Origin of the sequence: Micromonospora sp. NPDC048839 (assembly GCF_040649915.1) — a bacterium.
Classification (GTDB): Bacteria; Actinomycetota; Actinomycetes; order Mycobacteriales; family Micromonosporaceae; genus Micromonospora.
The window spans coordinates 32,941-57,998 of the sequence record NZ_JBEZGL010000019.1; the positions used below are offsets into that span (position 1 = coordinate 32,941).

At 70.7% G+C, this 25,058-nt stretch carries 25 protein-coding genes; 13 read left to right on the plus strand and 12 right to left on the minus strand.

Annotated features, from left to right (window positions below):
* Positions 1 to 27: 27 nt before the first annotated feature.
* Complete coding sequence (locus AB0C25_RS28485) at positions 28 to 1,200, minus strand: acetyl-CoA C-acyltransferase (protein WP_357377178.1); 1,173 nt, start codon at positions 1,198 to 1,200, stop codon at positions 28 to 30.
* 365 nt (positions 1,201 to 1,565) lie between these two features.
* On the opposite strand from AB0C25_RS28485, the gene AB0C25_RS28490 reads away from it, so the two are divergent.
* Positions 1,566 to 1,991, plus strand: coding sequence for a PH domain-containing protein (locus AB0C25_RS28490; RefSeq protein ID WP_357377179.1), 426 nt, complete (start codon positions 1,566 to 1,568; stop codon positions 1,989 to 1,991).
* A 66-nt stretch (positions 1,992 to 2,057) separates the two neighbouring features.
* Here the strand turns inward: AB0C25_RS28490 and AB0C25_RS28495 are convergent, their stop codons facing one another.
* Positions 2,058 to 2,975, minus strand: a complete 918-nt coding sequence (locus tag AB0C25_RS28495; RefSeq protein WP_357377180.1) for a rhomboid family intramembrane serine protease — start codon at positions 2,973 to 2,975, stop codon at positions 2,058 to 2,060.
* A 100-nt stretch (positions 2,976 to 3,075) separates the two neighbouring features.
* Positions 3,076 to 3,606: a peptidylprolyl isomerase gene (locus tag AB0C25_RS28500; RefSeq protein WP_357377181.1), complete on the minus strand. Its 531-nt coding sequence runs from the start codon at positions 3,604 to 3,606 to the stop codon at positions 3,076 to 3,078.
* A gap of 84 nt (positions 3,607 to 3,690) precedes the next feature.
* Between AB0C25_RS28500 and AB0C25_RS28505 the strand changes: the two genes are divergently transcribed.
* Complete coding sequence (locus AB0C25_RS28505; protein ID WP_357377182.1) at positions 3,691 to 4,467, plus strand: hypothetical protein; 777 nt, start codon at positions 3,691 to 3,693, stop codon at positions 4,465 to 4,467.
* A gap of 78 nt (positions 4,468 to 4,545) precedes the next feature.
* Here AB0C25_RS28505 and corA read toward each other — a convergent pair whose 3' ends face one another.
* The 4 genes from corA to AB0C25_RS28525 form a co-directional block, all read right to left on the minus strand.
* Positions 4,546 to 5,694 carry a magnesium/cobalt transporter CorA gene (gene corA / locus AB0C25_RS28510; protein WP_357377183.1) on the minus strand — a complete coding sequence of 383 codons (1,149 nt, stop codon included), beginning with the start codon at positions 5,692 to 5,694 and terminating at the stop codon, positions 4,546 to 4,548.
* A 318-nt stretch (positions 5,695 to 6,012) separates the two neighbouring features.
* On the minus strand, positions 6,013 to 7,107 hold the full coding sequence (locus AB0C25_RS28515; RefSeq protein ID WP_357377184.1) for a PLP-dependent aminotransferase family protein: 1,095 nt from the start codon (positions 7,105 to 7,107) through the stop codon (positions 6,013 to 6,015).
* A 106-nt stretch (positions 7,108 to 7,213) separates the two neighbouring features.
* Positions 7,214 to 7,672: an ester cyclase gene (locus tag AB0C25_RS28520; protein WP_357377185.1), complete on the minus strand. Its 459-nt coding sequence runs from the start codon at positions 7,670 to 7,672 to the stop codon at positions 7,214 to 7,216.
* An 83-nt stretch (positions 7,673 to 7,755) separates the two neighbouring features.
* A complete protein-coding gene (locus tag AB0C25_RS28525) occupies positions 7,756 to 8,148 on the minus strand; it encodes a CBS domain-containing protein (RefSeq protein WP_357377186.1) in 393 nt (130 codons plus the stop codon).
* 113 nt (positions 8,149 to 8,261) lie between these two features.
* Between AB0C25_RS28525 and AB0C25_RS28530 the strand changes: the two genes are divergently transcribed.
* The 5 genes from AB0C25_RS28530 to AB0C25_RS28550 all read left to right on the plus strand — a co-directional run bounded on the left by AB0C25_RS28530 (position 8,262) and on the right by AB0C25_RS28550 (position 12,035).
* A complete protein-coding gene (locus AB0C25_RS28530) occupies positions 8,262 to 8,711 on the plus strand; it encodes an NUDIX domain-containing protein (protein ID WP_357377187.1) in 450 nt (149 codons plus the stop codon).
* A complete protein-coding gene (locus AB0C25_RS28535; RefSeq protein WP_357377188.1) occupies positions 8,708 to 9,475 on the plus strand; it encodes a hypothetical protein in 768 nt (255 codons plus the stop codon). The genes AB0C25_RS28530 and AB0C25_RS28535 overlap by 4 nt, the downstream gene beginning before the upstream one ends.
* Before the next feature lie 79 nt (positions 9,476 to 9,554).
* Complete coding sequence (locus AB0C25_RS28540; protein ID WP_357242706.1) at positions 9,555 to 10,286, plus strand: phosphocholine cytidylyltransferase family protein; 732 nt, start codon at positions 9,555 to 9,557, stop codon at positions 10,284 to 10,286.
* On the plus strand, positions 10,274 to 11,341 hold the full coding sequence (locus AB0C25_RS28545; RefSeq protein ID WP_357242710.1) for an iron-containing alcohol dehydrogenase family protein: 1,068 nt from the start codon (positions 10,274 to 10,276) through the stop codon (positions 11,339 to 11,341). The genes AB0C25_RS28540 and AB0C25_RS28545 overlap by 13 nt, the downstream gene beginning before the upstream one ends.
* Positions 11,316 to 12,035: a CDP-alcohol phosphatidyltransferase family protein gene (locus AB0C25_RS28550; RefSeq protein WP_357377189.1), complete on the plus strand. Its 720-nt coding sequence runs from the start codon at positions 11,316 to 11,318 to the stop codon at positions 12,033 to 12,035. Before AB0C25_RS28545 ends, AB0C25_RS28550 begins: the two co-directional genes overlap by 26 nt.
* 72 nt (positions 12,036 to 12,107) lie before the next feature.
* On the opposite strand, the gene AB0C25_RS28555 is transcribed toward AB0C25_RS28550, so the two are convergent.
* From AB0C25_RS28555 to AB0C25_RS28565, 3 genes are all read right to left on the minus strand, one after another.
* Positions 12,108 to 12,659: an RloB family protein gene (locus AB0C25_RS28555; protein WP_357377190.1), complete on the minus strand. Its 552-nt coding sequence runs from the start codon at positions 12,657 to 12,659 to the stop codon at positions 12,108 to 12,110.
* Positions 12,660 to 12,727: 68 nt separating this feature from the next.
* Entirely contained in the window at positions 12,728 to 14,056 is a 1,329-nt protein-coding gene (locus AB0C25_RS28560) for an ATP-binding protein (protein ID WP_357377191.1), read from the minus strand.
* A gap of 141 nt (positions 14,057 to 14,197) precedes the next feature.
* Complete coding sequence (locus AB0C25_RS28565; protein WP_357377192.1) at positions 14,198 to 15,469, minus strand: glycosyltransferase; 1,272 nt, start codon at positions 15,467 to 15,469, stop codon at positions 14,198 to 14,200.
* A 24-nt stretch (positions 15,470 to 15,493) separates the two neighbouring features.
* Between AB0C25_RS28565 and AB0C25_RS28570 the strand changes: the two genes are divergently transcribed.
* The 6 genes from AB0C25_RS28570 to AB0C25_RS28595 all read left to right on the plus strand — a co-directional run bounded on the left by AB0C25_RS28570 (position 15,494) and on the right by AB0C25_RS28595 (position 23,185).
* The gene (locus tag AB0C25_RS28570) at positions 15,494 to 16,354 is read left to right on the plus strand and encodes a DNA-formamidopyrimidine glycosylase family protein (protein ID WP_357377193.1); all 861 of its coding nucleotides are present in this window, start codon (positions 15,494 to 15,496) and stop codon (positions 16,352 to 16,354) included.
* Positions 16,355 to 16,618: 264 nt separating this feature from the next.
* Entirely contained in the window at positions 16,619 to 18,190 is a 1,572-nt protein-coding gene (locus AB0C25_RS28575) for a sugar transferase (protein ID WP_357377264.1), read from the plus strand.
* Positions 18,191 to 18,229: 39 nt separating this feature from the next.
* Complete coding sequence (locus AB0C25_RS28580) at positions 18,230 to 19,456, plus strand: histidine kinase (RefSeq protein WP_357377194.1); 1,227 nt, start codon at positions 18,230 to 18,232, stop codon at positions 19,454 to 19,456.
* Positions 19,453 to 20,211, plus strand: coding sequence for a LytTR family DNA-binding domain-containing protein (locus tag AB0C25_RS28585; protein WP_357377195.1), 759 nt, complete (start codon positions 19,453 to 19,455; stop codon positions 20,209 to 20,211). The genes AB0C25_RS28580 and AB0C25_RS28585 overlap by 4 nt, the downstream gene beginning before the upstream one ends.
* 84 nt (positions 20,212 to 20,295) lie before the next feature.
* Positions 20,296 to 20,946 (plus strand): DUF5701 family protein, encoded by a 651-nt coding sequence (locus AB0C25_RS28590; RefSeq protein WP_357377196.1) that lies wholly within the window; start codon positions 20,296 to 20,298, stop codon positions 20,944 to 20,946.
* A gap of 166 nt (positions 20,947 to 21,112) precedes the next feature.
* On the plus strand, positions 21,113 to 23,185 hold the full coding sequence (locus AB0C25_RS28595; RefSeq protein ID WP_357377197.1) for a carboxypeptidase regulatory-like domain-containing protein: 2,073 nt from the start codon (positions 21,113 to 21,115) through the stop codon (positions 23,183 to 23,185).
* Between the two features lie 58 nt (positions 23,186 to 23,243).
* On the opposite strand, the gene AB0C25_RS28600 is transcribed toward AB0C25_RS28595, so the two are convergent.
* Positions 23,244 to 24,506 (minus strand): hypothetical protein, encoded by a 1,263-nt coding sequence (locus AB0C25_RS28600; protein WP_357377198.1) that lies wholly within the window; start codon positions 24,504 to 24,506, stop codon positions 23,244 to 23,246.
* The gene (locus tag AB0C25_RS28605; protein WP_357377199.1) at positions 24,493 to 25,014 is read right to left on the minus strand and encodes a sigma-70 family RNA polymerase sigma factor; all 522 of its coding nucleotides are present in this window, start codon (positions 25,012 to 25,014) and stop codon (positions 24,493 to 24,495) included. The genes AB0C25_RS28600 and AB0C25_RS28605 overlap by 14 nt, the downstream gene beginning before the upstream one ends.
* Between the last annotated feature and the right edge of the window lie 44 nt (positions 25,015 to 25,058).

Here is a 25,058-nt window from a genome sequence, read left to right on the forward strand (position 1 = left end):
CGCCCGGACGTGTAGGCGGAGGTGTCCTCAGATCAGCTCGACGATCGTGGCGTTGGCCATGCCGCCGCCCTCGCACATGGTCTGCAGGCCGTAGCGGATCCCGTTGTCCCGCATGTGCTGGAGCATGGTGGTCATGATCCGGGCGCCGGAGCCACCGAGCGGGTGACCGAGGGCGATCGCCCCGCCGCGCGGGTTGAGCCGCTCCGGGTCGGCCTCGGTCTCCGCCAGCCACGCCAGCGGGACCGGGGCGAACGCCTCGTTCACCTCGTACACCCCGATCTCCTCGATGCCCAGCCCCGCGCGGCGCAGCGCCTTCGCGGTGGCTGGGATGGGCGCGGTGAGCATGGTGACCGGGTCGTCGGCGGCGACCACGGCGGTGTGGATCCGGGCAAGCGGGCGCAGGCCGTGCCGGCTGGCCCAGTCGGAGGTGGTCACGGCGAGCGCCGCCGCGCCGTCGGAGATCTGGGACGCGGACCCGGCGGTCACCACCCCGTCGGCGCGGAACGGGGTGGCCAACTCGCCCAGCTTCTCCAAGGAGGTCTCCCGGCGGATGCCCTCGTCGGCGGCGAACTTGCCCCCGTCGCCCAGCGGCACCGGAGTCAGCTCCGGATCGAACGCCCCGGCGTCCTGTGCGGCGGCGGCCTTCTCGTGGCTGGCCAACGCGAACTCGTCCAGTTGGGTGCGCGAGAGGCGCCACCGCTGGGCGATCAGCTCGGCCCCGACCCCCTGGTTGAACGGCAGCGGCGCGTCGTCGGCGAAGCCCTCGACGCCCCGGTAGCGGGCGCGCAACTGGTCGCTGAACGGCATCCCGCCGGCCACGCTGGAGCCCATCGGCACCCGGGTCATCGACTCGACACCACCGGCCACCACCAGGTCGGCCTGGCCGGAGAGCACAGTCGCGGCGGCGAAGTGCAGGGCCTGCTGACTGGAGCCGCACTGCCGGTCCAGGGTCGTGCCGGGCACCGTCTCGGGCCAGCCGGCGGCGAGCACGCCGTTGCGGGCGATGTTCCACGATTGCTCGCCGACCTGGGACACGCAGCCCCAGAAGACGTCGTCGACCTGCTCCGGGTCGATCCCGGTGCGCTCGGCGAGGGCGCGCAGCACGTGCGCCGAGAGATCTACCGGGTGGACGTCGGCGAGGCTGCCCCGCCGCCGTCCGACCGGGGTGCGCACCGCGCCGACGATGACCGCGTCACTCATGTTTACTCCCCGGTAACCTGGGCTGCCCCGATCCTACGTCCTCGCTGGAGCGGCTGACTGCCCCCGGGGTTCGCTCTCCCTCTGCCGGCACTCCGGTGCGCCCGCGCCGGTGGTGCGGGGGACCCGCGGACCGGGCCGGGACTGCCGGGCCGGCGGGACCCGCGGACCGGGCCGGGACCCGCGGACCGGGCCGGCACTGCCGGGCCGGGCCGGGACTGCCGGGCCGGGCCGGGACTGCCGGGCCGGGCCGGGACTGCCGGGCCGGGCCGGGCCGGGACTGCCGGGCCGGGCCGGGACTGCCGGGCCGGGACCCGCGGACCGGGCCGGCACTGCCGGTAGCCGGCAGCCGCTGGCATGCTGGGCGGGTGGATGACATCTCCCCGGTCCGGCAGTGGCGAGTGCCGGCGAGCCTACCGGCGGCGAAGCTGGCCGGTGGGGTCCTGCTGGTCGCGCTCGGGCTGCTCTTCGCCGACGGCGACCCGGTGCGGTTGGTGCTGGCCGTCCTGGCCGCCGCCGCGCTGGCCGTTTGGGCGGTACGCGACCTGATCGCACCGGTCCGATTGACGGTGGATCAGGCAGGGCTGACCGTCATTCGCGGGTTCGCTGGTCGCCGACTGCTGCCCTGGGCGGCGATCGAGGCGATCGCCGTGGACCGGCGACCGCGGTTGGGGCTCACGTCCGAGGTCCTGGAGATCGACGCGGGCGAGTCACTGCACCTCTTCGGCCGATACGACCTGGGCGCCACACCGGAAGAGGTCGCCGCCGCGCTACGCGTCGCCCGCCGCTCCTGACACGGAGATCTTGGAAGGAAACCGCCCCTCCAGGGGCACCTTCCTTCCAAGATCTCGATCGAGAGGTCAACCGAGCAGGGCGGCGGTGCGGAAGAGGACCAGGCCCAGCAGGATCAGCAGGATGATCGCGCCGCCGACGACCTGCACAAGCGTGCGTCGACCACGCGGCGCGTACGCGAGCACCAGCGCCATCAGCGCGCCGACCACCAGGCCACCCAGGTGCCCGGGGATCGAGATGCCCGGAACGGCGAAGGTGAAGACCAGGTTGATGACGAGGATCGGCACAATCGCCGAGGTGTTGTGGCCGAGACGTCGCATGATCACAAAGATCGCGGCGAAGAGCCCGAAGGTGGCCGTCGACGCGCCTACGGTTGGCGACTGGTTGGCGGCGCTGAACAGGAAGACCGCGACGTTGCCGCCCAGGCCGGCGATCAGGTAGAGGGCGAGGAAACGCACTCGACCCAGCACCGCCTCCAACTCGCGGCCGAGCACCCACAGCGCCCACATGTTCAGCAGCAGGTGCAGCAACCCGTAGTGCAGGAACATGGCGGTGACCAGGCGGTACCACTCACCTGCCGCGACCCCGTGCACCGGGCCGAAGGGAACGTAGGAGGCGTAGCCGAGCACGCCGCCCCAGAGGGTGAGCGGTGTCTCGCCGCCGGCCAACCCGCCGAAGCCGGAACCGCCCGCTGCCGCGTCCCCACCCCGGTCGGAGGCGATGGACAGCAGCATGAGCAGCACGTTCAGCGCGATGAGCGCCTTGGTGACGTAGCCGTGCCGGCCGGCGGCACCGCCACCGAAGGCGGTACGCGCCGGCCGGACACTGCGACGTCCCTCGTTGACGCACTCCGGGCACTGGTGCCCGACGGACGCCTCCCGCATGCAGTCCGGGCAGATCGGCCGGTCGCAGCGGGTGCACCGGACATAGGTCTCCCGGCCGGGGTGCCGGTAGCAGACCGGGGTGGTCGGCGGAGACTCGCTCACCGGGCCGACCCTCCGTCAACCGCCGCGCGATCCACCGACTCCGGCCGGTGCGGTGCTCCGGAGCGCTCAATCATGCGAGCAAAGGTACCTCGCGAATCGCTCAGGAAGCAGACTGCTCGATCTCGACCCGCTCGATGACGACGTCCTGGAGGGGACGGTCGCTCGGGCCGGTCGGGGTGCTGGCGATCGAGTCGACGACCTTCACCGACTGCTCGTCGGCAACCTGGCCGAAGATCGTGTGCCGGTTGTTGAGGTGCGGCGTCGGGGACACGGTGATGAAGAACTGCGAACCGTTGGTGCCCGGTCCGGCGTTCGCCATCGCCAGCAGGTAGGGACGGTCGAACCGCAGTTCCGGGTGGAACTCGTCGGCGAACTTGTAGCCCGGTCCGCCCCGACCGGTGCCGGTCGGGTCGCCCATCTGGACCATGAAACCGCTGATCACCCGGTGCGAGATGGTGCCGTCGTAGTACGGCCCACTGCCCGGCTGACCGGTGCGCGGGTCGGTGTACTCACGGTTGCCCTCGGCCAGGTCGACGAAGTTGCGGACGGTCTTCGGCGCGTGGTTGGGGAAGAGCTCCAGCCGGATCGGGCCAGCGTTGGTGTGCAGGGTGGCGTAGACAGCCTCGGCCACGGGTACTCCTCACTCGTTGGTCAGTTCCATGCGGATCCTCCCATGTGCCCGATCTGGCATCGCGGAGGCATCCGAAGGTGGAGGATGACGAAGGAACAACTCCCAGGAGGTAGGACCGTGTTTGGATTCGGGCGGCGTAAGTCCCAGGGGCAGTTGGCCAAGGCCGAGCTGAACCAGAGCATCAGCCACCTGATGCAGGCAGCCAACCACGCCGCGAAGGGTGCTGGCGCGACCGTCGGTCCGCGGGTCCAGGTGGCCCGGGGCTACGTCGGGCCGGCTGCGGCGAGGGTTCGCGACCAGGCGTCGACCGGCTGGGGGACGACACTCACCACGCTGGCACCGCTGGCCGCGGCGGCCCGTGACGGCGCCGCGCAGGCAGGGCCGCTGACCAGGAAGGCCAAGTCGAAGACCATGCGGATCACCGGTAAGAAGAAGCAGCCGCGCCGTCGCGGCTCGATGATGACCGGCCTGCTGGCCGCGGGTGTCGTCGCCGGCCTGGCCGGCGCAGTGGCGATGCGCCGCCGCCGGGAGCAGCAGGAGTGGGCCGAGTACGACCCGACGCGCAACCTCGAGCCGATGCGCGACGAGGTCGACTCGATCGAGGTGCGCACGCCGTCCGCCTCCAAGGGGACCGACGGGGCGGCCATGACCGGCGCGGCGGGGATGACCGGCGCGGGCAGCTCGGCGGTGGCCGGCGGCAGCAGCGCCAGCACCACCGCCCCGGCGAAGCAGACCGGGATCCGCCCGACCGACAAGGTCCCCTCGGTCTCCGAGGGCGCCACGGACGTCACCGGTCGGCCGACGGACGACCTCACCAAGGCACTGGGCAAGGACACGGCCCGCACCAACGGCCGCCGCTGACCAGCGACAACGCGTTCAGGTGCCGACGAGCGGGCTGCCCCCGCTCGTCGGCGCTTCCGCGCGAGCAGCGCCGTGCGGTCAGAGCCAGCCGTTGCGGCGGAACCAGCGGTAGAGGGCCAGTGAGACGCCGAGCATGAGGGCCAGGGCCACCGGATAGCCGTACGTCATCTTCAGCTCGGGCATGTTGTCGAAGTTCATGCCCTCGACGCCGGCGATGGAGGTCCAGACCGCGGCGATCGCCGCCCAGGCCGCGATCTTGCGCATGTCGTTGTTCTGGTCGACGGTGACCTGGGCCAGCCGCGCCTGGAGGATCGAGTTGAGCAGGTCGTCGTAGGAGTTCACCTGCTCCACGGTGCGGCTAAGGTGGTCCTGCACGTCCCGGAAGTACTTGCGGATCTCCTTGGGCACGTCCCGGTTGACCTGGGAGGTCAGCGTCATCAGCGGCCGTTGCAACGGCACCACCGCACGCTTGAACTCCACCAACTCCCGCTTCATCTGGTAGATCCGCTGGATCCGCCCGTGGCCCTGCCGGTCGAAGACCTCCGCCTCCAGCACGTCGAGGTCGTCCTCGATCTGCTCGGCCACCTCCAGATAGAGGTCGACCACCCGGTCGGTCACCCCGTACGCCACCGCCCACGGGCCGTGCAGCAGCAGATCGTGCTTGGTCTCCAGGTCGGCGCGGATCGGGGCGAGCCGGCAGGCATCCCCGTGCCGGACGCTGATCACGAAGTTCGGGCCGATGAAGAGCATCACCTGGCCGGTCTCCACGACCTCGGAGTTCTCGGTCAACTCGGCGTGCTCGCAGTACCGCGCCGTACGCAGCACCAGGAAGACGACGTCGCCGAACCGCTCCAGCTTCGGGCGCTGCTCGGCCTTCACCGCGTCCTCGACGGCCAGCTCGTGCAGACCGTAGGTCTCCGCGATGGCGGTCATCTCGGCCAACTCGGGTTGGTGCAGACCGAGCCACACGAAGCCGTGTTCCTCGCGGCGGGCCGCGGTCAGCGCGTCGGCGTACGTCCAGTCGCCGGGTTGCCGCTTGCCGTCGACGTAGAGCGCGCAGTCGACCACGGCGCTGCGGTCGGTGCCCGTGGGCGTCGGCACGGGCGGCGAGCCGTCGGCGTTGAGGATCCGGGTCATCGCCCGGACCGGGGAGGGCCACGCCCGGGGCCGCAGCACCCGACCCGTGGTCGGCGGTGCCGTCCGGTCCCGCTCTGTGCGATCCGTCATCGCGTCACCTCCCACGCTCGGCTGCGGCTTGCAGGCTACGCCGACCGCGGTCCGGGTCACGTGTGACGGCGGTCGCGTGGGGCGGCGCCGGGCGGGCCGGGCCGCATCGGGGGGTGTGCGGGGACGACACGGCCCACCCGGCACCTGTGGGGGCGGGAGGTTGTGCTGCCGCGGCACCCAGGTCGCCGCCGGTCCGAAGGTCGCGACTGACCTCCGTCACAGCTGATGGGTGACGCTCGCAGCATTGTGGGCCGCCGACCGCCCCGGGCGGGAGCCCCGAGGCGGCCGGCGTCGTCGTTCTGTCGGGAACCCGACAGCTCAGCTACGGATCGCCTCGACGGCCTGGGCGAGCCGGCGGACACCCTCGTCGATCTTGTCGGCGGTCACCGCCGAGAAGGCCAACCGAAGGGCGTGCCGGCCACCTTCCAGCACGAAGTCGCTGCCCTTGACCACGGCGACCCCACGCTCGGCCGCGGCCGGGGCGAGCCGATCGACAAGCACGTCCTCCGGGAACTCCACCCAGAGGAAGTAGCCGCCGTCGGGCTCCACGAACCGCGCCTGCGGCAGGTGCCGGCGCAGCGACTCGGCGAGCACCCGGGCCCGCTCGCCCAGCGCCGCCCGGACCGTCTCGATCGAGCGGTCGATGTCACCGGAGACGCAGAACTGGTGCACGATCGCCTGCGACACCATGCCCGGCGAGATGTAGAGGCTCGTCGCGTTCTTGGCGATGTCGGCGATCAGGTCCGCCGGGCCGACCAGGTAACCGACCCGCACACCGGGGCAGACCGTCTTGGTGAAGCTCGACGCGTGCACCACCACGTTGCGGGTGTCCAGCGAGAGCATCGACGGCAACGCCTCGCCACGGAACCGGACGTCCGCGTACGGGTCGTCCTCGAAGATCGTGAACTCGTACTCGGCGGCCAGGTCGAGCAACTCCCGACGCTTCTCCAGCGAGAGCGTCATGCCGGCCGGGTTCTGGTAGTTCGGGATGACGTGCGCGAGCCGGGGCCGCACCCCGGACTCCAGCAGCTTGCGCAGCTCGGCGGTGTCCAGGCCATCCGGCTGGACGGCGATGCCGTGCAGCTCACTGCCCATGCGCTGGAGGTTGAGCAGCGTCCGGTCGTACGTCGGGCGTTCCACGACCACCGCGTCGCCGGGGCGGACCAGGTGGTCGAAGAGGAACGCGTCGGCCTGGAGCGACCCGTTGGTGACCAGCACCTGGTCGGCCTGGACGCCGTGCTTGTCGGCGATCCACTTCCGCAGCGGAAGGTAGCCGACGGAGGTGCCGTACGCCGTGACCCCAGCGGGGTCGGCGTCGAAGGCGCGGACGGCGGCGGCCTTGAGCCCCTCGACATCGACGATGTCCAGCGAGGGAGCCCCACGGGCAAAGGAGATCAATTGCTCGGCGGTCATGGATGTTGAGCGTACGGGCGGCGACGGGGCACGCGCGGACGGCACGGCGATGTCCGCATCCTGAGCCACCGGGACGGGTGACCCGACCCCACCGGTCGGCGACAGATCAGACCGGAAGTGCGAGCGCGTCGTGGTGCGCCACCCGGGAAAGTCCCTCAAACTGCACGCCGAGCGCGTCGAGGAGCTGGCTCCAGTCGAAGTAGGAACGCCAGGCGGTGATCTGACCATGACGAGCCCGGACCACGTCGGCCACCTCCCAGCTCACCAGCCGGCCGGTGGGGGCGACGGTGCCGTACGGCGAGTGCAGCGTGCCGGTGTGGGTGCCGGTCAGGCGCAGCTCGACGGCCGCCCCACCGCCCGTACGGACCGCGCCGATCGGGTCCACCCGCAGGTCCGGGAAGGCACCGGTCCAGGTACGCAGCAGCGCGGGCAACTCGATCGGGCGGACCGTCACACCCGGCATGGCGTAGAACGCCTCCGGGGCGTAGAGGTCAGGTAGACGGGCCACGTCCCGCGACAGGAGCATGGCGTACTGCTGCTCGACAAGGCGCTCCGCGTCACGCATCGGGCCCTCCCTCGCGGGCCACGGCACCTCCGCGCCCGCAGGGGATCCTTACCCGTCGATCCGGCCCGCCACACCTGCGCGGCTCAGGTCGTGGCCCCCACCTGACTCTCCGACCAGACCCGCATGATGTCCCGCACGGAGATCACCCCGGCGACCTCGCGGCCGTCCAGCACCACCAGGTGCCGGAATCCACCACGGGCCATGGCGGCGGCCGCCTCGGCCACCGTCCATTCCGGCCCCGCGTAGACCACGTCCCAGGTCAGATGAGCCCCGGTGCGTTCCACGTCGCAGTCCAGGCCAGCGCCGATGGCCTTCAACACGTCTCGTTCGGTCATGATCCCGACCCCCTCGGAGTCCGGGTCGATCACGACGGCCGACCCGACACCGCGGGCCGACATCATCCGGGCCGCCTGGCGGAGCGTGTGCTCCGGACCGACGACGAGTACCTGGCTGGACATGGCATCCCGTACCTGCATCACACATCACTCCTTTGGGACGGTGGCCTCCGGTACGGACATGGTCGTCCGTGGATGTTTCCGGGACAAGACCGAACATCGCCGTACCAGCGGGCGCTCGCTACTGTCGGAGCGTGTCAACCGAGCCCCTGCGCTGCGCCGGCGCGCTGATCGTCGACCACGACGGTCGCATCTTCTTCCAGCGCCGCTCACCGCACCGACGCCTCTTCCCCGACTGCTGGGACATCGTCGGTGGCCACCTCGAACCAGGCGAGGACATCGACGAGGCGCTGCGCCGGGAGATCACCGAGGAGACCGGCTGGGCCCTCTCGCACGTCCTGGGCCAGGTGGGCGAGTACAGCTACGTCGGTGACGACGGCCTGGCCCGGACCGAGTACGACTTCCTGGTCCGGGTCGACGGTGACCTGGACCGCCCGACGTTGGAGGTCGGCAAGCACACCGAGTTCCGCTGGCTGGCCGAGCACGAGGTGGCCGTACTGGACGAGCACCGCGACATCAACGACGGGCTGATCCGACGGATCGCGGAGGAGGGCTTCGCCGTCCTGCGGTCGATCGGTCTGTGAACACCGTCGAGTTGGCGCCGCACCGCGTCGCCGGGCTGCTCGCCCCGGCCGTGGACCGGGTCTTCCGCGCCGGCATGCTGGCCGGCCGCGACTGCGGAGGCGCCGAGCTGAGCCAGCGCTACGGCGGAGTGACGGCGACCGGTTTCCTTGTCGACCTGCGTACCCGGCTGGCCGCACCCGGTGGCACGGTCGACGGGGCCGGGTTCGCGGCGATCACCCGGTACCACGACCCGGTCGTCTGCCGGCGGACCGTCGACAAGCAGGTGGCGCACGGGATGCTCCACCGCCGCCCGGACGGCGCGCTTTCCGCCACCGAGCGGGGCGCGGCCTTCCTCACCGAGCTGTACCAGGTGCACGCGGAGGTCACCGAGGAGCTGTGGGCCGGGCACGACGAGCGGGTGTCCCGGCTGGTCGCGCTGCTCGGCCGGCTGCTGTCGTACGCCCTGGTGCTGGCCGACACCGACGGCGACCGGGGCGGCTCGGCCTTCGCCGCGCTGGCACCCCCCTACGAACCGGACGGCACCCCTCCGGGTGTGCTGCTGCTCAACCGGCTCGGCACGCTGCGCTACCACCGCGCCGACGCGCACGCCGACGCCTGGGCCGCCGCCGGGCACACCGCGTCCAGCATCGCCGCCCTGCCGTCCGGCCCCGAACGGCTCGCCATCGAGCTGGAAACCGACCGACGGGCCGCCGGCCCGTACTCCGTGCTCAGCGCGGAAGAGCGGTTGACCATGCTCGCCGACCTGGCCGCGCTGCCCGGCTGACCCGGTTGGCCGGAGCGGCGAGGCCGGCCGGCGCTATCCTCCAGCGGTGACGGGGAGCAGGACGAGGGAGGATGTCGCGATGATCGGAATGGTGCTCGCGGCCGGAGCGGGACGACGGCTGCGTCCGTACACCGACACCCTGCCCAAGGCGTTGGTGCCGGTGGACGGCGAGACGACGATCCTGGACATCGCGCTGGGCAACCTGGCCGAGGTCGGGCTCACCGACATCGTGATCGTGGTCGGCTACGCCGCGGACGCGGTCCGCGAGCGGCAGGCCGACCTGGAGAAGAAGTACGGGGTCACGCTCACCCTCGTGCACAACGACAAGGCCGAGGAGTGGAACAACGCCTACTCGCTCTGGCTGGCCCGGGAGTACTTCGCGCGCGGAGTGCTGCTGGTCAACGGGGACACCGTGCACCCGGTGAGCATCGAGAAGACCCTGCTGGCCGAGCGCGGTCCGGGCATCCTGCTCGCGGTGGACACCCTCAAGCCGCTGGCCGAGGAGGAGATGAAGACCACCTTCGACGCCGCCGGCCAGCTCACCCGCATCACCAAGCTGATGGACCCGGGCGAGGCGTACGGGGAGTACATCGGCGCGACGCTCATCGAGCCGCAGGTCGCCGACGCCCTCGCCGACGCGCTGGAGGCGACCTGGCGGCGGGACCCGAACCTCTACTACGAGGACGGCTACCAGGAGTTCTCCGACCGGGGCGGGGAGGTGCGGGCGGCGCCGATCGGTGACGTCCCGTGGGTCGAGGTCGACAACCACGCCGACCTGGCCCGCGCGCGGGAGATCGCGTGCCGCTACTAGCTCGGAGCGTCCTCACCCCACTGCACATCGACGTGCGGCGGGGGGCGGTGGCCGACCTGGGCGCGATCCTGGCCGACGGGCGGATCTCCGCCGGTGGGGACGTCGCGGTCGTGGTCGGACCCGGTCAGGGCACCCAGATCGCGGAGCTGATCCGACCGTCACTGCGGACGGCGGACGTCTTCACCGTCTCCGGGGGGACGCTGGACGCCGCCGACGACCTGGGCGGCAAACTGCGCGCCCGGTCGTACGACGCGGTCGTCGGGATCGGTGGCGGCAAGACCATCGACGTGGCCAAGTACGCGGCGACCCGCCGGGGCCTCCCGATGGTGTCGGTGGCGACGAGTCTCGCCAACGACGGGATCGCCTCCCCGGTGGCCAGCCTCATCACCGACGGGCTCAAGGGCTCCTACGGCGTGCACATCCCGATCGCGGTGATCGTCGACCTGGACTTCGTGGAGAGCGGCCCGGACCGGCACAACCGGGCCGGCATCGGCGACGTGATCAGCAACATCAGCGCGCTCGCCGACTGGGAACTGGCCCGCCGGGTACGCGTCGAACCGTTCGACGGGCTCGCCGCCTCGCTGTCGCGGGCAGGTGCCGAAGCGGTGCTCAACCACCCCGGCGACATGGCCGACGACGCTTTCGTCACCGTGCTGGCCGAGGCGTTGATCTCCAGCGGCCTGGCGATGGCCATCGAAGGCACCAGCCGCCCGTGCAGTGGCGGCTGCCACGAGATCATGCACGCCATCGACGCGCTCTTCCCCGGCACCGCCTCACACGGTGAGTTGGCCGGGCTGGGCGCGCTGTTCTGCACCTGGCTGCGCGGGGACCTGCGCCGCTTCGGGGAGATGTCGGCCTGCCTGGCCCGGCACGGTCTGCCCCGGCTCCCCGCCGAGGTGGGGCTCAGCGACGACCAGTTCGTGGAGGCGGTGCAGTTCGCGCCGCGTACCCGACCGGACCGGTACACCATCCTGGAACACCTGGCGCTGTCGCCTACCGAGACCCGGGAGCGGCTGGCAGACTACGCCGGTGCAATCCGCGACCAGCTTGGCTGACCCCCGTCCCACCGTCGCCGACTTCCACCGGGTGAACCGGGGCGGCGGCCTGTTCAGCGAGTCGATCAGCCAGTGGCTGGGCGCCGTCTTCGCACTCGTCGCCCAGCGTCTCGGCCTGCGTCCCACGGCGCTGACGATCACCAACCTGGTGCTCGGACTGGCCACCTCGGTCACCGTGGTGGCACTCGCCGGTCCGGTCGCCGCCGGCGACACACCGGCCTGGGTGGTCGGCCTGCTCGCGCTGGTCGGCTGGCAGGTGGCGTACTCCCTGGACTGCGCCGACGGGCAGCTCGCCCGGGTGACCGGCCAGGGCAGCGCGGCCGGCGCCCGCGTCGACGTGCTCTGCGACGTGGCCGCGCAGATCGCCCTGGTCGCCGCGCTGGCCGCCACCGCCGTGGCGCAGGAACCGTCCACCCCGACCTGGCTGGTGGCGACGTTCGCGGGCACCTGGATGGTCAACCTGGTCACCTCGGTGATGCAGGCCGGCCCGAACGCCGCCAGCATGGTCACCTCGACCTCACTGCCGGTACGCCTCGTGAAGCTGGTCCGCGACTACGGCGCGGTGGTCTTCGTGGCCGCCCTGGTGCTCGCCGTGGCCCCCGCGCTGGTCCTCTGGGTGATCGTCGCGTTCACGATCGTCAACGGCGGCTTCCTGCTGGCCAGCATCGCCTTCTCCGCCCGCGCCTCCCTGTAAGGACCCTGTGGCACGTCGACGGTCGGGCTGACCGGTGGCGTTGCCGCTTGCCTCAGCACTCGCAGTTCTCGCCTAGATTGCGCCGAGCGCCCTTAGCAGGTGATGCATGCCGGAGGACGGGTTGTCGTCGGGAAAATTGCTGTCATTGTTTTTGTGACGCTTTTCTAGTTGCTCGGAGCGGCGGGCCGCCTGCTTTCGGAGCGGCAGGTAGACGCTACTGTCGATGCTTTTTCCAGCGCGGCCGTCAAGGCTGCGGCTCAAACTTTCCGCTTCGGCCGTGCTGATGAACCGGGTGTACCCACGGTTATGCAGAATGAGCCACAACTCAAAGCACGGATTCGAGATCACCAGCCTCACACCCTTGCCCTGAGCGAGCTGCTTGGCGCGAAGCAGGTTGGGGTGGTTCTTCGGCCATTCCACATCAAAGATGCACCAGCATTCGTCCACCTCCGGGTCGGCAAGACGTTCGGCCGCCATCTGCACAAGTGTGAGCGGGACGCCCTGTTCGGGGTGGATTTCGAGGTTCAGAGCGGTGTTGTCCGCGATTTCGGGCAGCTTCTTCAGCCCGTTGATGTAGTCGGGCTCGGAGTTCTTGCCCTCGCAGAATACGACGACCGTCCGCAACTCTGGACGTCGAGCGACAGTGCGCCTGAGGGCTTTCGTCTCCCGGCGGCGTGGCCTCATCGTATTCCTCAGCCGATCAGACCGAGCGCCCGCAGGAACTCTGTCTGGTCAACCTGGGGGAGCGCTCCGAACCGGCCGTGCAGGTAGGCACTCTCGAGGTTCTGCGATTTCCGCACCCGCTCACCGGCGAACTCGGCGAGCGCGCCGAGCCGGGTGGAGCCGTCGAGCTGCTTTTCCGTGAGCCAGACCTCGTCCCGGTTCAGGTGGTTGAGCAGGCTGGTGTCATGTGAGGTGAAGATGAGCTGAGCGCCGTGGGGGTTGGTGACCGGGCTCTGAAATACCCGCAGTAGTTCTGCGGACAACGTCGGGTGCAGACTCGCGTCCAGCTCGTCAAAGATGACGATCGACCCTGCCTGTAGTGCTGTCAGCACCGCCCCGATCAGGCCGAACCACGTTCTCGTTCCTTCCGATTCAGCAGAGAAATCGAGCGGTGCGGAGTCGTTTCCGGACCTGTGCAGAAGACGTAGGCGACGTTGGGTCATGGTCTCGCCGGTGCCGGAGACAACTTCCTGCCTGTCGATGACGACATCTTCGATACCCAGGTCGGCAAGGCGTAGCAGCGCCAAGGCCTGTTGCCGTCTACTCAGGGTCGACCATTCTTTGCGCTCATCACCGAGGACAACCTCTCCCTCGCTGAAGAGGGAGAACAGCAATGGCTGGTCATTCTCTGGACCATCGAACCACCGGGTCGTGTCAGCCCTGCCAGAGTATCGCGGCCTAAACCTGTTGTAGAACACTCCTGAACGGCCCCGGCGCGGCAGTTGGCCGAGTACCTGAATGCGCAGGATATCCCTGGCGAAATTCGTGACGAGCGGTTCGTCGAAACGTCGCGCGCCGGACAGGGCGAGTGTCCGTTCCGTCAGCAACTCGCGAGTGCCGGACAGTGCGCCCAGGCCACGCTGAAGCTTAAGCTCGGAACCTTCTCGCTCAAAGATCCGGCGACGCTTCTTCTCGGGATAGTGGAAAAGCCCTTCATAGATGATATGGCGGGCGTCGAGTTCGACGATGTACTCGAAGCGCACGCCGTCAACCGTAGTTTCTATGACGAATTCGCTGGAATCGGCCAACCCCGAGCCGAAGGCGAAAGGCTCCAGCGGAATCTCGTCCTCCCACAGGCGAAGCGAGTCTTCGACCGCGTCACGCAGCCAGGCGAGCGCACCGACGACGTTCGACTTACCGGACGCGTTCGGCCCGTAGATTGCGGCTCGGGTCAGCAGACTCTCGCCGAGATGGGGTGCGTCCCGGGCTGCCTCGCGGTCGCGGTCCACCGCCACCATCGACAACTCGACACCCTCGGCGATCGACCGGTAGTTGCCGGCTTCGAACCTGATAAGCACATGTGCACGCTACCGCAGGCCAGGCGCAATCATCGCTGACATTTCGCAGGACTTTGACAAAAAACGGCATGTTCCTGCATCCGAGGCGCTGCTGAAGCTCCGCACTCCCGTAGAGCGGGTGAGGTGGCTCAGCGGGGCGGATCAGGGGCGGGTGACCCCGGCATAGATGTCGAGGAGGCGCTTGGTGACCACGTCGGGGTGGAAATTCTGCTCGTACCGCAGCCGGGCCGATGCGGAGAGCGCGGCGGCACCGGCCCGCGCGACCGGGAGCGCGGCGGCCAACGCGGCCGGGTCCGGCGGGACCACCCAGCCGGCGGTGCCGGTGACCAGGCCGGCCGGCACCGCAGGCGGACCTGCCGGCGGCGGGGGATGGCCGGCGACGGCCGAGGCGACGGCGGCCGGGCCGGTGCCGGCGGGCTCGTGCGGGGCGTCGGCCCCGACCAGGTACGGAATGCCGCCCAACGCCGTGCCGAGCACCGGCCGGCCGTTCGCCAACGCCTCGATGATCACGGTAGGCAGCACGTCGTGCCACATGGAGGCGGCGATCACCACCGCGCTCGCCTCGACGGCCGCCCGCACCCCCGCCCGGTCGAGCTGACCGAGGTAGACCACGTCGGGTCGCTCGGCGGCGGCGGCCTCCACCAGCGGGCGCAGCTCCCCGTCGCCCGCCACGCGCAGCGTGCCCAGGGCACCCACCGGGTGCCGGCGCCACGCGTCCAGCAGCAGGTCGACGCCCTTCTCCGGCGAAAGCCGGGCCATATAGAGGAAACCGTCACCCAGCGGTGCCGGCCGACCCGGGTCGGGGACGGAGTTCGGCTTCACCACGATGCGTTCGTCCGGAATGCCGTAGTCGCGGAGGTGATCGGCGATCGCCGAGGTGAGCGCGACGTACCGGTCCACCGAGCGCCAGGTGCCCCGGTGCACGGCCAGGGTGGTCGCCATCAGGGCGCTCTGCGCCGCCGAGTCGCGGTAACAGCGGTGCTTGATCGCCGGCACCCCCAACACACGACCCTTGCAGTCCTGACAGATCACGCCGTCACGGAAGTAGATCCCCGACGAGCAGACCTGCCGGTAGTTGTGCACCGTCTGCACCACCGGCACGCCGTGCCGGTGCGCGGTCCGCACCACCCAGGGCGACAACAGGGGGTACGGGTTGTGCAGGTGCAGAACGTCCGGTCGGTGCTCGGTGAGCAGCCGGCTCAGGTCGTGCTGGGCGCGCGGCGCCCAGATCGGCGAGATTGGCAGGAGTGCCTTCGCCGCCTTCGACATCGACGGGATCTCGTCCGAACTGCGGATGAAGGGCAGCACCTCGACGCCAGCGGCGGTGAGCTGAGCGATCTCCGAGTCGACGATGGTGTTCTCGCCGGACGGTTGGGCTTCCCGATACCGGTTGTGCGCCACCACGATTCTCACGGGAAGAAAGGCTACCGTTGACTGGTGCCCGAACTACCGGAGGTTGAGGCGCTCGCGGGTTATCTGCGACAGCGCGCGGTGGGCCGGCGCGTCGATCGGCTGGAGATCGCCGCGATCAGCGCCCTGAAGACGTACGAACCGGCACCGACCGAGGTCGCCGGCCGGGCGGTGGTCGACGCCAGCCGGCACGGCAAGTTCCTCGACGTGCTCTTCGAAGGTGACCTGCACCTCGTGGTGCACCTGGCCCGGGCGGGCTGGCTGCACTACCGGGAGGCGTTCCCAGCCACCACGCCGCTGCGTCCCGGCAAGGGTCCGATCGCGGTCCGGGTACGCCTGGACGACGGCTCCGGCTTCGACCTCACCGAGGCGGGCACCCAGAAGAAGCTGGCCGCGTACCTGGTCACCGACCTGGCGGCGGTGCCCGGGGTGGTCAAGCTGGGTCCGGACGCGCTCGCCGCCGACCTGCCCACCTTCGCCGAGCGACTGCGCAGCCGGCGGGGGCAGGTCAAGGGGGTCCTGACCGACCAGTCGGTGCTGTCCGGGGTGGGCAACGCGTACTCCGACGAGATCCTGCACGCCGCGAAGCTGTCCCCGTTCGCGATCACCGATCGGCTCACCGACGCCCAGATCGCCACCCTGCACGCGGCCACCCGGCAGGTCCTCGGCGACGCGGTCGATCGGTCCCTCGGTCAGCGGGCCGCGGAGCTGAAGGGCGAGAAGCGCTCCGGGCTGAAGGTGCACGCCCGCACCGGGCTGCCCTGCCCGGTGTGCGGGGACACCGTGCGGGAGGTGTCCTTCGCCGACTCCAGCCTCCAGTACTGCGCGACGTGTCAGACCGGTGGCAAACCGCTCGCTGACCGACGGTTGTCCAAACTCGTACGGTGAGTAATTCCACTCGGCGACTACGCAGCGGAATCGCCCACGGTGAGCGGAACCTCCGGTCCGCCGTTCTGGCCACGCGCGCATCCATCGGTATAGTGGCCCGGTCCCCGGCTTCTGAAATGGTGCGGAGCCGGCCAGATCGCACCGGCACCAGCGCTCGCCAATCTCCTTCGGGGCGGCGACCGGTCGGAGCCCGCGTGGGAGACTGGGACGGTGGGCGACCCGGGTCCTCACTCCGAGTGAGCGGCCCGTGTCATGCGGGAGGACATGGGTGAGGTGACGGCAAGCCTCCAGCGCCCGGTAACCAACGAAGGCCGGAGCAGACTCGTGCGGCACGTCGACAGCTTCGAGATCCAGCCGCCGACGCCGACGTCTCACAACGGCGTCCCTCGGTCGGCGTGGACGAGGTCGCGTCGCCGGGTCTCCCGCTGGCACCGCCCCTACATCGCCGTCCTGCTGCTGCTCGACTTCGGCGCGGCGGCGTTCGCGAGTTGGATCGCGATCCAACTCTTCGACCAGGCCGCCTCCGGGTTCTCCGGCACCCAGCAGGACCCGACCTGGTTCCACACCGTCTCCTACCTGCTGCTGCCGCTCGGCTGGGTGACCATTCTCTGGAGCAACCGGGGGTACGACCGGCGCTACCTGGGGCTGGGTCCGGACGAGTTCAAACGGGTGATCCGGGCCGGGGTGACGGTCGCCGCGAGTGTCTCGTTCCTCGCCTTCGCCACCAAGACCGAGTTGTCCCGCTGGACGGTCGGCACGGCCCTGCTCGGGGCGCTGCTGTTGATCCTGTGGGGCCGTTTTGTGGCCCGGTGGGCGCTGCACTACATCCGGCGGCGGGCCGGCCAGGCCGCCCACCGGATGGTGCTGGTCGGCACCCTGCCCGAGTGCCTGGAGGTCTACGCGGCTGTCACCCGCAGCCCGGCCGCCGGGCTGATGCCCGTCGCCATCCACATCACCGACGGGTACGCGGCGGCCCGAGGCATGCCCACGCCGGTCCCGGTGTACGCCGGACGCGACGTCCTTGCTCTCGTCCGTGAGGTCGGCGGGGACACCATCGCCGTCTGCGGGTCGGCCAGCGCGGAGCCGGGTGAGCTGCGCCGACTGGCCTGGCAGTTGGAGGGCTCCGGCGTCGATCTGGTGGTCGCCCCGCAGTTGACCGACATCGCCGGCCCCCGGGTGCACATCCGCCCGATCGAGGGTCTGCCGCTGCTGCACGTCGAGGAACCGACCCTCTCCGGGCCGGCGCTGCTGGCCAAGAACCTGATGGACCGGGTCGCCGCCGGCCTCGGCCTGCTGGTGCTGGCCCCGCTCTTCCTGGCCATCGCCCTGGCGATCCGAATCTCCGATCCCGGGCCGGTCTTCTTCCGCCAGCCCCGGGTGGGGCACGAGGGGCGCACGTTCCGGGTGTGGAAGTTCCGGACCATGTACGTCGATGCCGAGGACCGGCTGGCCAGCCTGGTCGACCGCAACGAGACCGACGGCATGCTGTTCAAGATGAAGCAGGATCCCCGGGTCTTCCCGGTGGGCCGCTTCCTGCGGGCCTCCTCGCTGGACGAGCTACCGCAGTTGATCAACGTGCTCTGGGGTGAGATGTCGCTGGTCGGGCCACGCCCGCTGCCGGCCGACGACGGCGACTTCCTCGGTGACGTACGCCGACGGCTGCTGGTCCGCCCCGGCATGACCGGCCTGTGGCAGGTCTCGGGCCGCTCCGACCTGTCCTGGGACGAGTCGGTCCGGCTGGACCTCTACTACGTCGACAACTGGTCGTTGGCGTACGACCTGAGCATCCTGTGGCGCACGGTCGGCGTGGTGCTCGCCCGCAAGGGCGCCTACTAGGGGCTTGGCGCGCAGGCCCGCAGGGGCAAGGATCACTGCGTGGGCGCCAACCTCTCCGCCGTGGTCGGCGTCGTCTCGCTCGTCACCGCGCTGACCGCCGCCCTGTTGGCGGTGCTGCGGCTGCGGGCCCGCCGGGGCATCGCCACCGCCACCCAGCGAGCCACCTACGAGGTGCTGCACACCGCCGGCCTGGCCGCCGAGCCGCTGCGGGCGGGGCTGAGCGCGGCGGGCGCGGCGAAGGCCGTACGTCATCTGCGTGCCCTGGTGGGCGCGGTCGGGCTGGCCCTCACCGACGTCGACCGGCTGCTGGCCCTCGACGGGCGGGGCACGCACCACGGCGACCAACTGCTCGCGGCGGCCCGGCGGACGGTGGACACCGGGCGGTCGACGGTGCTCGGCGAGCAGGAACTGCACTGCGACCGGGTCGACTGCCCGATCCGCGGTGCGGTGGTCGCGCCGTTGCAGGGGGCGGACGGCCGGGTGGTGGGCGCGCTGGTGGCCATCGCCGACAGCCCGCCCCCGCCCGGGTTGGTGCAGGCCACCCTGGAGACCGCGCACTGGGCCGGCAACCAGCTCGCCCTGGCCGAGCTGGACTCGTCGCGGGAGCGGCTGGCCCGCGCCGAGATCCGCGCGTTACGGGCGCAGATCAGCCCGCACTTCATCTACAACGCGCTGACCGCCATCGGTTCGTTCGTCCGCACCGACCCGGAGCGGGCCCGGGAGCTGATCCTGGAGTTCGCGGAGTTCACCAGGTACTCGTTCCGGGCACACGGGGAGTTCACCACCCTCGCCGAGGAGCTGCGCTCGATCGACCGGTACCTGACGATCGAGCGGGCTCGATTCGGTGACCGGTTGCAGGTGCGGTTGCAGATCGCCCCGGAGGTGCTGCCGGTGACGCTGCCGTTCCTCTGCCTGCAACCGCTCGTGGAGAACGCGGTTCGCCACGGGTTGTCCCGCAAGCCGGGCACGGGCATGGTGAGCATCGAGGCCCGGGACGCGGGCGCCGAATGCCACATCACGGTGGAGGACGACGGAGTGGGAATGGACCCGTCCACGCTGACCGCCGGCATCGCCGAGCTGGCCCGGGGCGCCGGCGACCCGGGCGACGACCCGGGTCAGCACGTCGGCCTCTCCAACGTCGACGAGCGGCTGCGGTCGGTCTTCGGGGACCGGTTCGGCCTGGTGGTGGAGACCGGGCTGGGCTCGGGTACGAAGGTGAGCATGCGGATCCCGAAGTTCCACCCGGGCGTACGGGCAGGCTCGTGACTACTGGCTTTCTCCGGGTCCTCGCGGTGGACGACGAGCCGCCCGCGCTCGACGAGTTGGCGTACCACCTGCGGGCCGACCCCCGGGTGGCCCGGCTGCACACCGCTGGGGACGCCACCGAGGCGCTGCGGCTCCTGCGCGACGGTGACGTGGACGTGGTCTTCCTGGACATCCGGATGCCGGGTCTGGACGGGATGGAGTTGGCCCGGGTGCTGCGCCGCTTCGCCCGGCCACCGGCGATCGTGTTCGTCACCGCGTACGACGACGGCGCGGTGGACGCCTTCGACCTCGGTGCCACCGACTACGTGCGGAAACCGGTGCGCGCCGAACGGCTGGCCGAGTCGCTGCGGCGGGTGATCGGGTCGCGGGTGGTGCCGTCGCATCCGGCGGCGCTGGCCCGCACCGAGGAGGACCCGACAATTCCCATCGAGTTGGCCGGCACCACCCGGATGCTGCCCCGCTCGGCGGTGCGGTGGGTGGAGGCGCAGGGCGACTACGCCCGGCTGCACACGGCGGACGGGTCGCACCTGGTGCGGGTGTCGCTGGCCACGTTGGCGGAGCGGTGGGCCGACGCCGGCTTCGTCCGGGTGCACCGGTCGTACCTGGTGCAGCTGAAGCTGATCGCGGAGCTGCGGCTGGTCAACTCCGGCTATGTCGTGGTGATCGACGCCACCGAGCTGCCGGTGAGCCGGCGGCACACCCGGGAGTTGAAGGACAAGCTGGTCCGGGCGGCGAAGCAGGACTGGGGCCGCTGACCGGCTCTCTTCTCGTTGCGGCGGGAATAAGCGCGCCTGTCCGTACGTTGTACGGTACGTTGCTTACGACGAACGGAGCTGCCCGTGTTCGACGCCGCCACCGAGTTCGACAGTCAACTCGACCGCCTGGTGCACCTTGGCTACCCCGCGCTTGCGGGGCTGTCCGAGAGCGCCTTCCGTAACCTGGTCGCACCGCTGCGGGCCAGGGCGATCGAGGGCACCGTCGACCTACCCGCCCCCACCGACGCCCGGGTGCCGTTCCTGCTGGTGATCACCCGGGACCTGATCGGGGTGCCGGAACGAGTCAGCCGCACCACCCTGGCCGGCAAGCGCAAGCCCGGCGTCGTCGACCGCAACTACGCCGACGACGACCTGCCGCGCTTCGACCCGATCAAGGAGTTGGAGGTGCCGGCCGGGTCGGCCTACCTGCTCTTCGACATCGACCGGGGTGAGGAGTACCGCAGCCTGCCTCCGATCACCGCCATGGAGGGGATCACCGCCCAGGGCCGGCTGCCGCTCACCATCGACGAGGGTCTCGCCTTCGTCACACTGCACCCGGCCGCGCTGGCGAGCAACAGGTGCTTCTCGCTGGTCGGCTCCCGCTGCGGCGACAAGCGGGTGCCGGCGATCTGGATCAGCCAGGGGGCACCGAAGCTGGGTTGGTGCTGGTACGGCAACCCGCACACCTGGCTCGGCTCCGCCTCGGCCCGCCCGGAGCGCGTCGGCCTGGAGTGACAGTCCGCTGAGGAGGGATGACCGGCCGTGCGGATCCGTCCGACCGGCCCTGCCGGCGGATATCGCCGGTGACCTATCCTCCTGCTACCGATTCCCGTACGGGGCGCAGGGTCGGTGTGGGCGAAGCCTGCTCAGGTCGCCCCACCACCCTCACATTGGGACATCGATGCAGCTAACCACAGCTCGCCGCGCCCTGCTGGCCGGTGCCCTCGTGGCGGCACTCGTGCTGCCCGGCGCCACCCCGGCTCAGGCCGCGGCAACCGGTGCGGTCAGCGGACGCCTGAGCACCAGCACCGGCGCCGCCGCCGCCGAGGTCCTGGTGCAGGTCTACGAGTCGGAGAGTTACGACTACGTCCGCAACGCCAGCACCGACGCCGACGGCAACTACACAATCGCCGGGCTGCCCGCCGGCTCCTACCTGGTGGGCTACTTCCCACTCGAGCAGCCCGGGCAGTACTACCGCCAGCAGGCGACGATCTGGAACGCCAACCCGGTGACCGTCACCGCCGGTGGCACCGCCAAGGCCGACGACCAGCTCTTCGCCGTCGGCACCCTCACCGGTCAGATCGTCAACACCGCGGGCGACCCGATGCCGAACCTGTTCATCAACGCCCGCGAGGTCGACACCGGCGCCGTGACCGGGGGCCAGACCGACGACCAGGGTCGGTACACCTTCGCCACCCGGCCGGGCCGCTACGTGCTGAGCCTCCAGCCGATCGAGGGCGTCGACCAGGTGCAGTACGTGCCCGGGAAGCTCGACCAGGAGAGCGCCACCGTCTTCGAGGTCAAGGCGGACGAGGCGACAGTGGTAAACGAGACCGCGCTGCCGGCGGGCACCCTCAGCGGTCGGTTCACCACAGCCGCCGGTGCCCCGCTCACCGACGCGCAGGTCAGCATCAGCACCGGCGGCGGCGCCAGCGGGGCGTACACGGAGACCGACGCGAACGGTGAGTTCACCGTGCAGCTACTGCCGGCCTCCTACCTCGTCGGCCTGTACGCGGGTGATCGCCAGCAGTACTACCGCGGCAAGTTGACCTACGAGGACGCCGACCGCGTCGAGGTACGCGGCGGGCAGCAGACGAGGATCACGGACAGCCTGCTCGGCACCGGTTCGGTCACCGTGCGGGCGGTCGACTCGGTCAGCGGGGCCCCAATCGCCAACTTCTGCGCCCAGTCGGTCTGCAGCAACGGCACCGGCACGGTGACCGTCACCGGCCTGCCGCAGGGCAGCCACACCATCTACCTGGACGCGGAGGACCGGCTCCACTTCAACCGCGAGGTGACCGGGGTACGGGTGAAGGCGGACCGCGACACCAAGCTGACCGTGAAGATGCGGCCCGGCGCGCTCATCAGCACCACCGTCGTCGACCGGCAGACCGGCACGCCCGTGCCGGACATCTGCCTGGACACGTTCCTGCCGAAGCAGGCGAAGCTCTCGGACGGCTACGGCTACTGCAGCGACCAGACCGGCAAGATCACGGTGGGGCCGTTCGCCGCCGGCAGCTACAAGCTCTTCGCGGTGCCGCGGGACGACAACTACGGCCGCCAGTGGGTAGGCGTCGACGGCGGCAGCGGCGACGAGCGGGAGGCAGCGGTCGTCACCGCGACCGTCGGCCAGATCGCCACCGGGCCGCAGATCAGGCTGGACCGGGCCGGCACGGTCACCGGCACGGTCACCGACCCGGCCGGCAAGCCGGTGCAGAACGCCGACGTGTCGGTGCTGACCGCCCACCCCGGGGTCGGTGCGGAGGACGCCAGCACCGACGAGCACGGCGTCTACACCCTCGAACGGCTCGGCCCGTACGCCTGGCCGGTGGTGGTCGGCGCCAACCCGTACGCGAGCGTGTGGTCCGGCGACAAGCCGAGCCGGTTCACCGCCACTCCGGTGCCGGTGACCGCCGGGGCGGCCGCCACCCACAACGTCCAGCTCGACCAGGGCGTCCAACTGACCGGCACCTTCCGTACGCCCGACGGCACCCCCTTCACCAGTGGGTTCGTCATCGCCCGCAACGTCGACACCGGTGACATCGCGGGCAGCACCTGGCTGACCGACGGGCGGTACAGCATCCGCCTCAAGGGTCCGCAGCGGATCTTCTTCACCTACAACGTCTCGCTCGGGGAGAAGCAGTTCGACGGTCGCTACCTGGCGACCCAGCCGGACGGCACCCGGAAGCTGGCCCGGTTCACCGTCCCGGCCAGCGGCAGCATGTCCGTGGATCTGGTCGTCCCGACCAGCTGACGGTTCGACGAAGCGGGGCCGGTGGCACCACGCCACCGGCCCCGCTTCGTACCCGCGCTCAGTCCGGGAGTGGTAGGCGCGTCCAGGCGGTGCCGTCGCGGGTCAACTGCACGTGGTCCGCGCCGCCAACCGTCAGGTCGTCCCGGCCGTAGAGCCAGGCGTATCCGGGCGCGGCACCGACGCTCCCGTCGCGTCGGTCGTACTCGCGGACCGTCTTGAAGTGTCGCCCGGCATCCAGGCTGATCATGGCCGTGGATCTGTTGCCGGTGGGCTGCCGGTTTCCGGTCTCGACGAGCAGCAGGGACCCGTCCGAGCCGACGACCAGGAACCGGTTCTCCAACGAGTTGGGCAGGTTGGTGCCCACATCCGCCCAGGTTCGCCCCCCGTCCGTGGTACGCAGCAGCTGCGCCGTGCCCTCGACCCTCGTCGGCTGGGCACCGGCCGACGCTGGCGGCCCGATCAACAGGTACGCCTCCTGCGCGCTGACCCCGGCTAACGCGATCACGTCCGCCCCCTCGGGCGGCTGCCAGGTGGTCCAGGAAGCTCCCCGGTCCACGCTCCGGGCCACCACCATGACGCCGAGGTCACCCGGCCAGTAGGTCGCCCAGATGGTGCCGTCCGTGCTCGGATAGATGATCGCGGGTGGATAGGGCGACGGCTGCTTGCCTCCGAGCCGGTAGACCGTCCCCGTCGACGAGACCGCCAACGGTTCACGTAGCGCCCCGCAGCCCTGGCCCCACTGACAGAAGACCGGCTGCGCACTCGCCGGGAAGGCCGGCACCGTCACCATGGCCTGCTCGGCGTCCCGCCAGGTGCGGCCGTAGTCGGTGGAGAGCCGGAGCTGGTCACCATCCCGGACCAGGTAGGAACGCTCGCTCAGCACCGAGAGCTCCGGGTGGGCCAGCGGATTTCCCTCTGCATCAAGTCCGCACTGGTTGGTGGTGCGGTACCGGGTCATCTCGTCATCGGTCCAGCTCCGCCCGCCGTCGTCGGTGTGCCGGAACCGCACCGTGAAGCAACCCTCGTCGGCGTCCCACATCCCCGCGACGACTGCCGACTCCGGCCCGGTCAGGAAGAGCTGGCCACTGCGGTCCGGCTTGACCGGCGGCTGGTCCGGACCGGTCCATCCACCCCGGCCGGTGTTGCCGACCAGTGGCAGCATCACCACGCCGGCCAGGGCGACAACCAGAACGAGCGCCACCCCATTGGTACGCCGCCGACGCCGGGCCCGCGCCGCCGTCCGCATGTCGTCCAGGGGTGGCTGGCGCACCGCGTCGGCGATGGTGTCGACGTCGAAGCCGGTGAACTCAGGTTTGGACATCGATCCTCCCGATGTTCATGCTCTCGCTGATCTCTGAGTCGGTGAGCAGCGCCTTCAACGTCTGCCGGCCCCGGGACAACCGGGACTTCACCGTGCCCGGCGAAACGCCGAGGGTCGCCGCCACCTCGTCGATCGGCAGGTCGACCAGGTAGTGCAGGGCCAGCGCGTGCCGCTGCCCCCGGGGCAGTTCACGCATCGCGGCGAGCAACGCCAGGTGCTCGGGCGAGCGGTCGGCGACCGCCGGCGGCGGGCCGATCCGACGCAGCAGTCCGTCCAGCACCCGCCGCCGCCGGTGACGACTACGGGAGACGTTCACCGCGACCCGACGTAACCACGCCTCCGGGTTGTCGAGGCGGGTGAGCCGGCCAGGTGCCGCCAGCGCCCGGGTGAACGCCTCCTGGACCGCCTCCTGCGCCTCGCACAGATCGCCGGTCACCGCGTAGAGCTGGACCACCAGGCGTCGGAAACAGCCGGCGTAGAGCTCGGCAACCAGATCACCGTCGGACACCCTCACCACCCCCCTTCACCTGTCCCACTCGTGGGCGGAGGGAA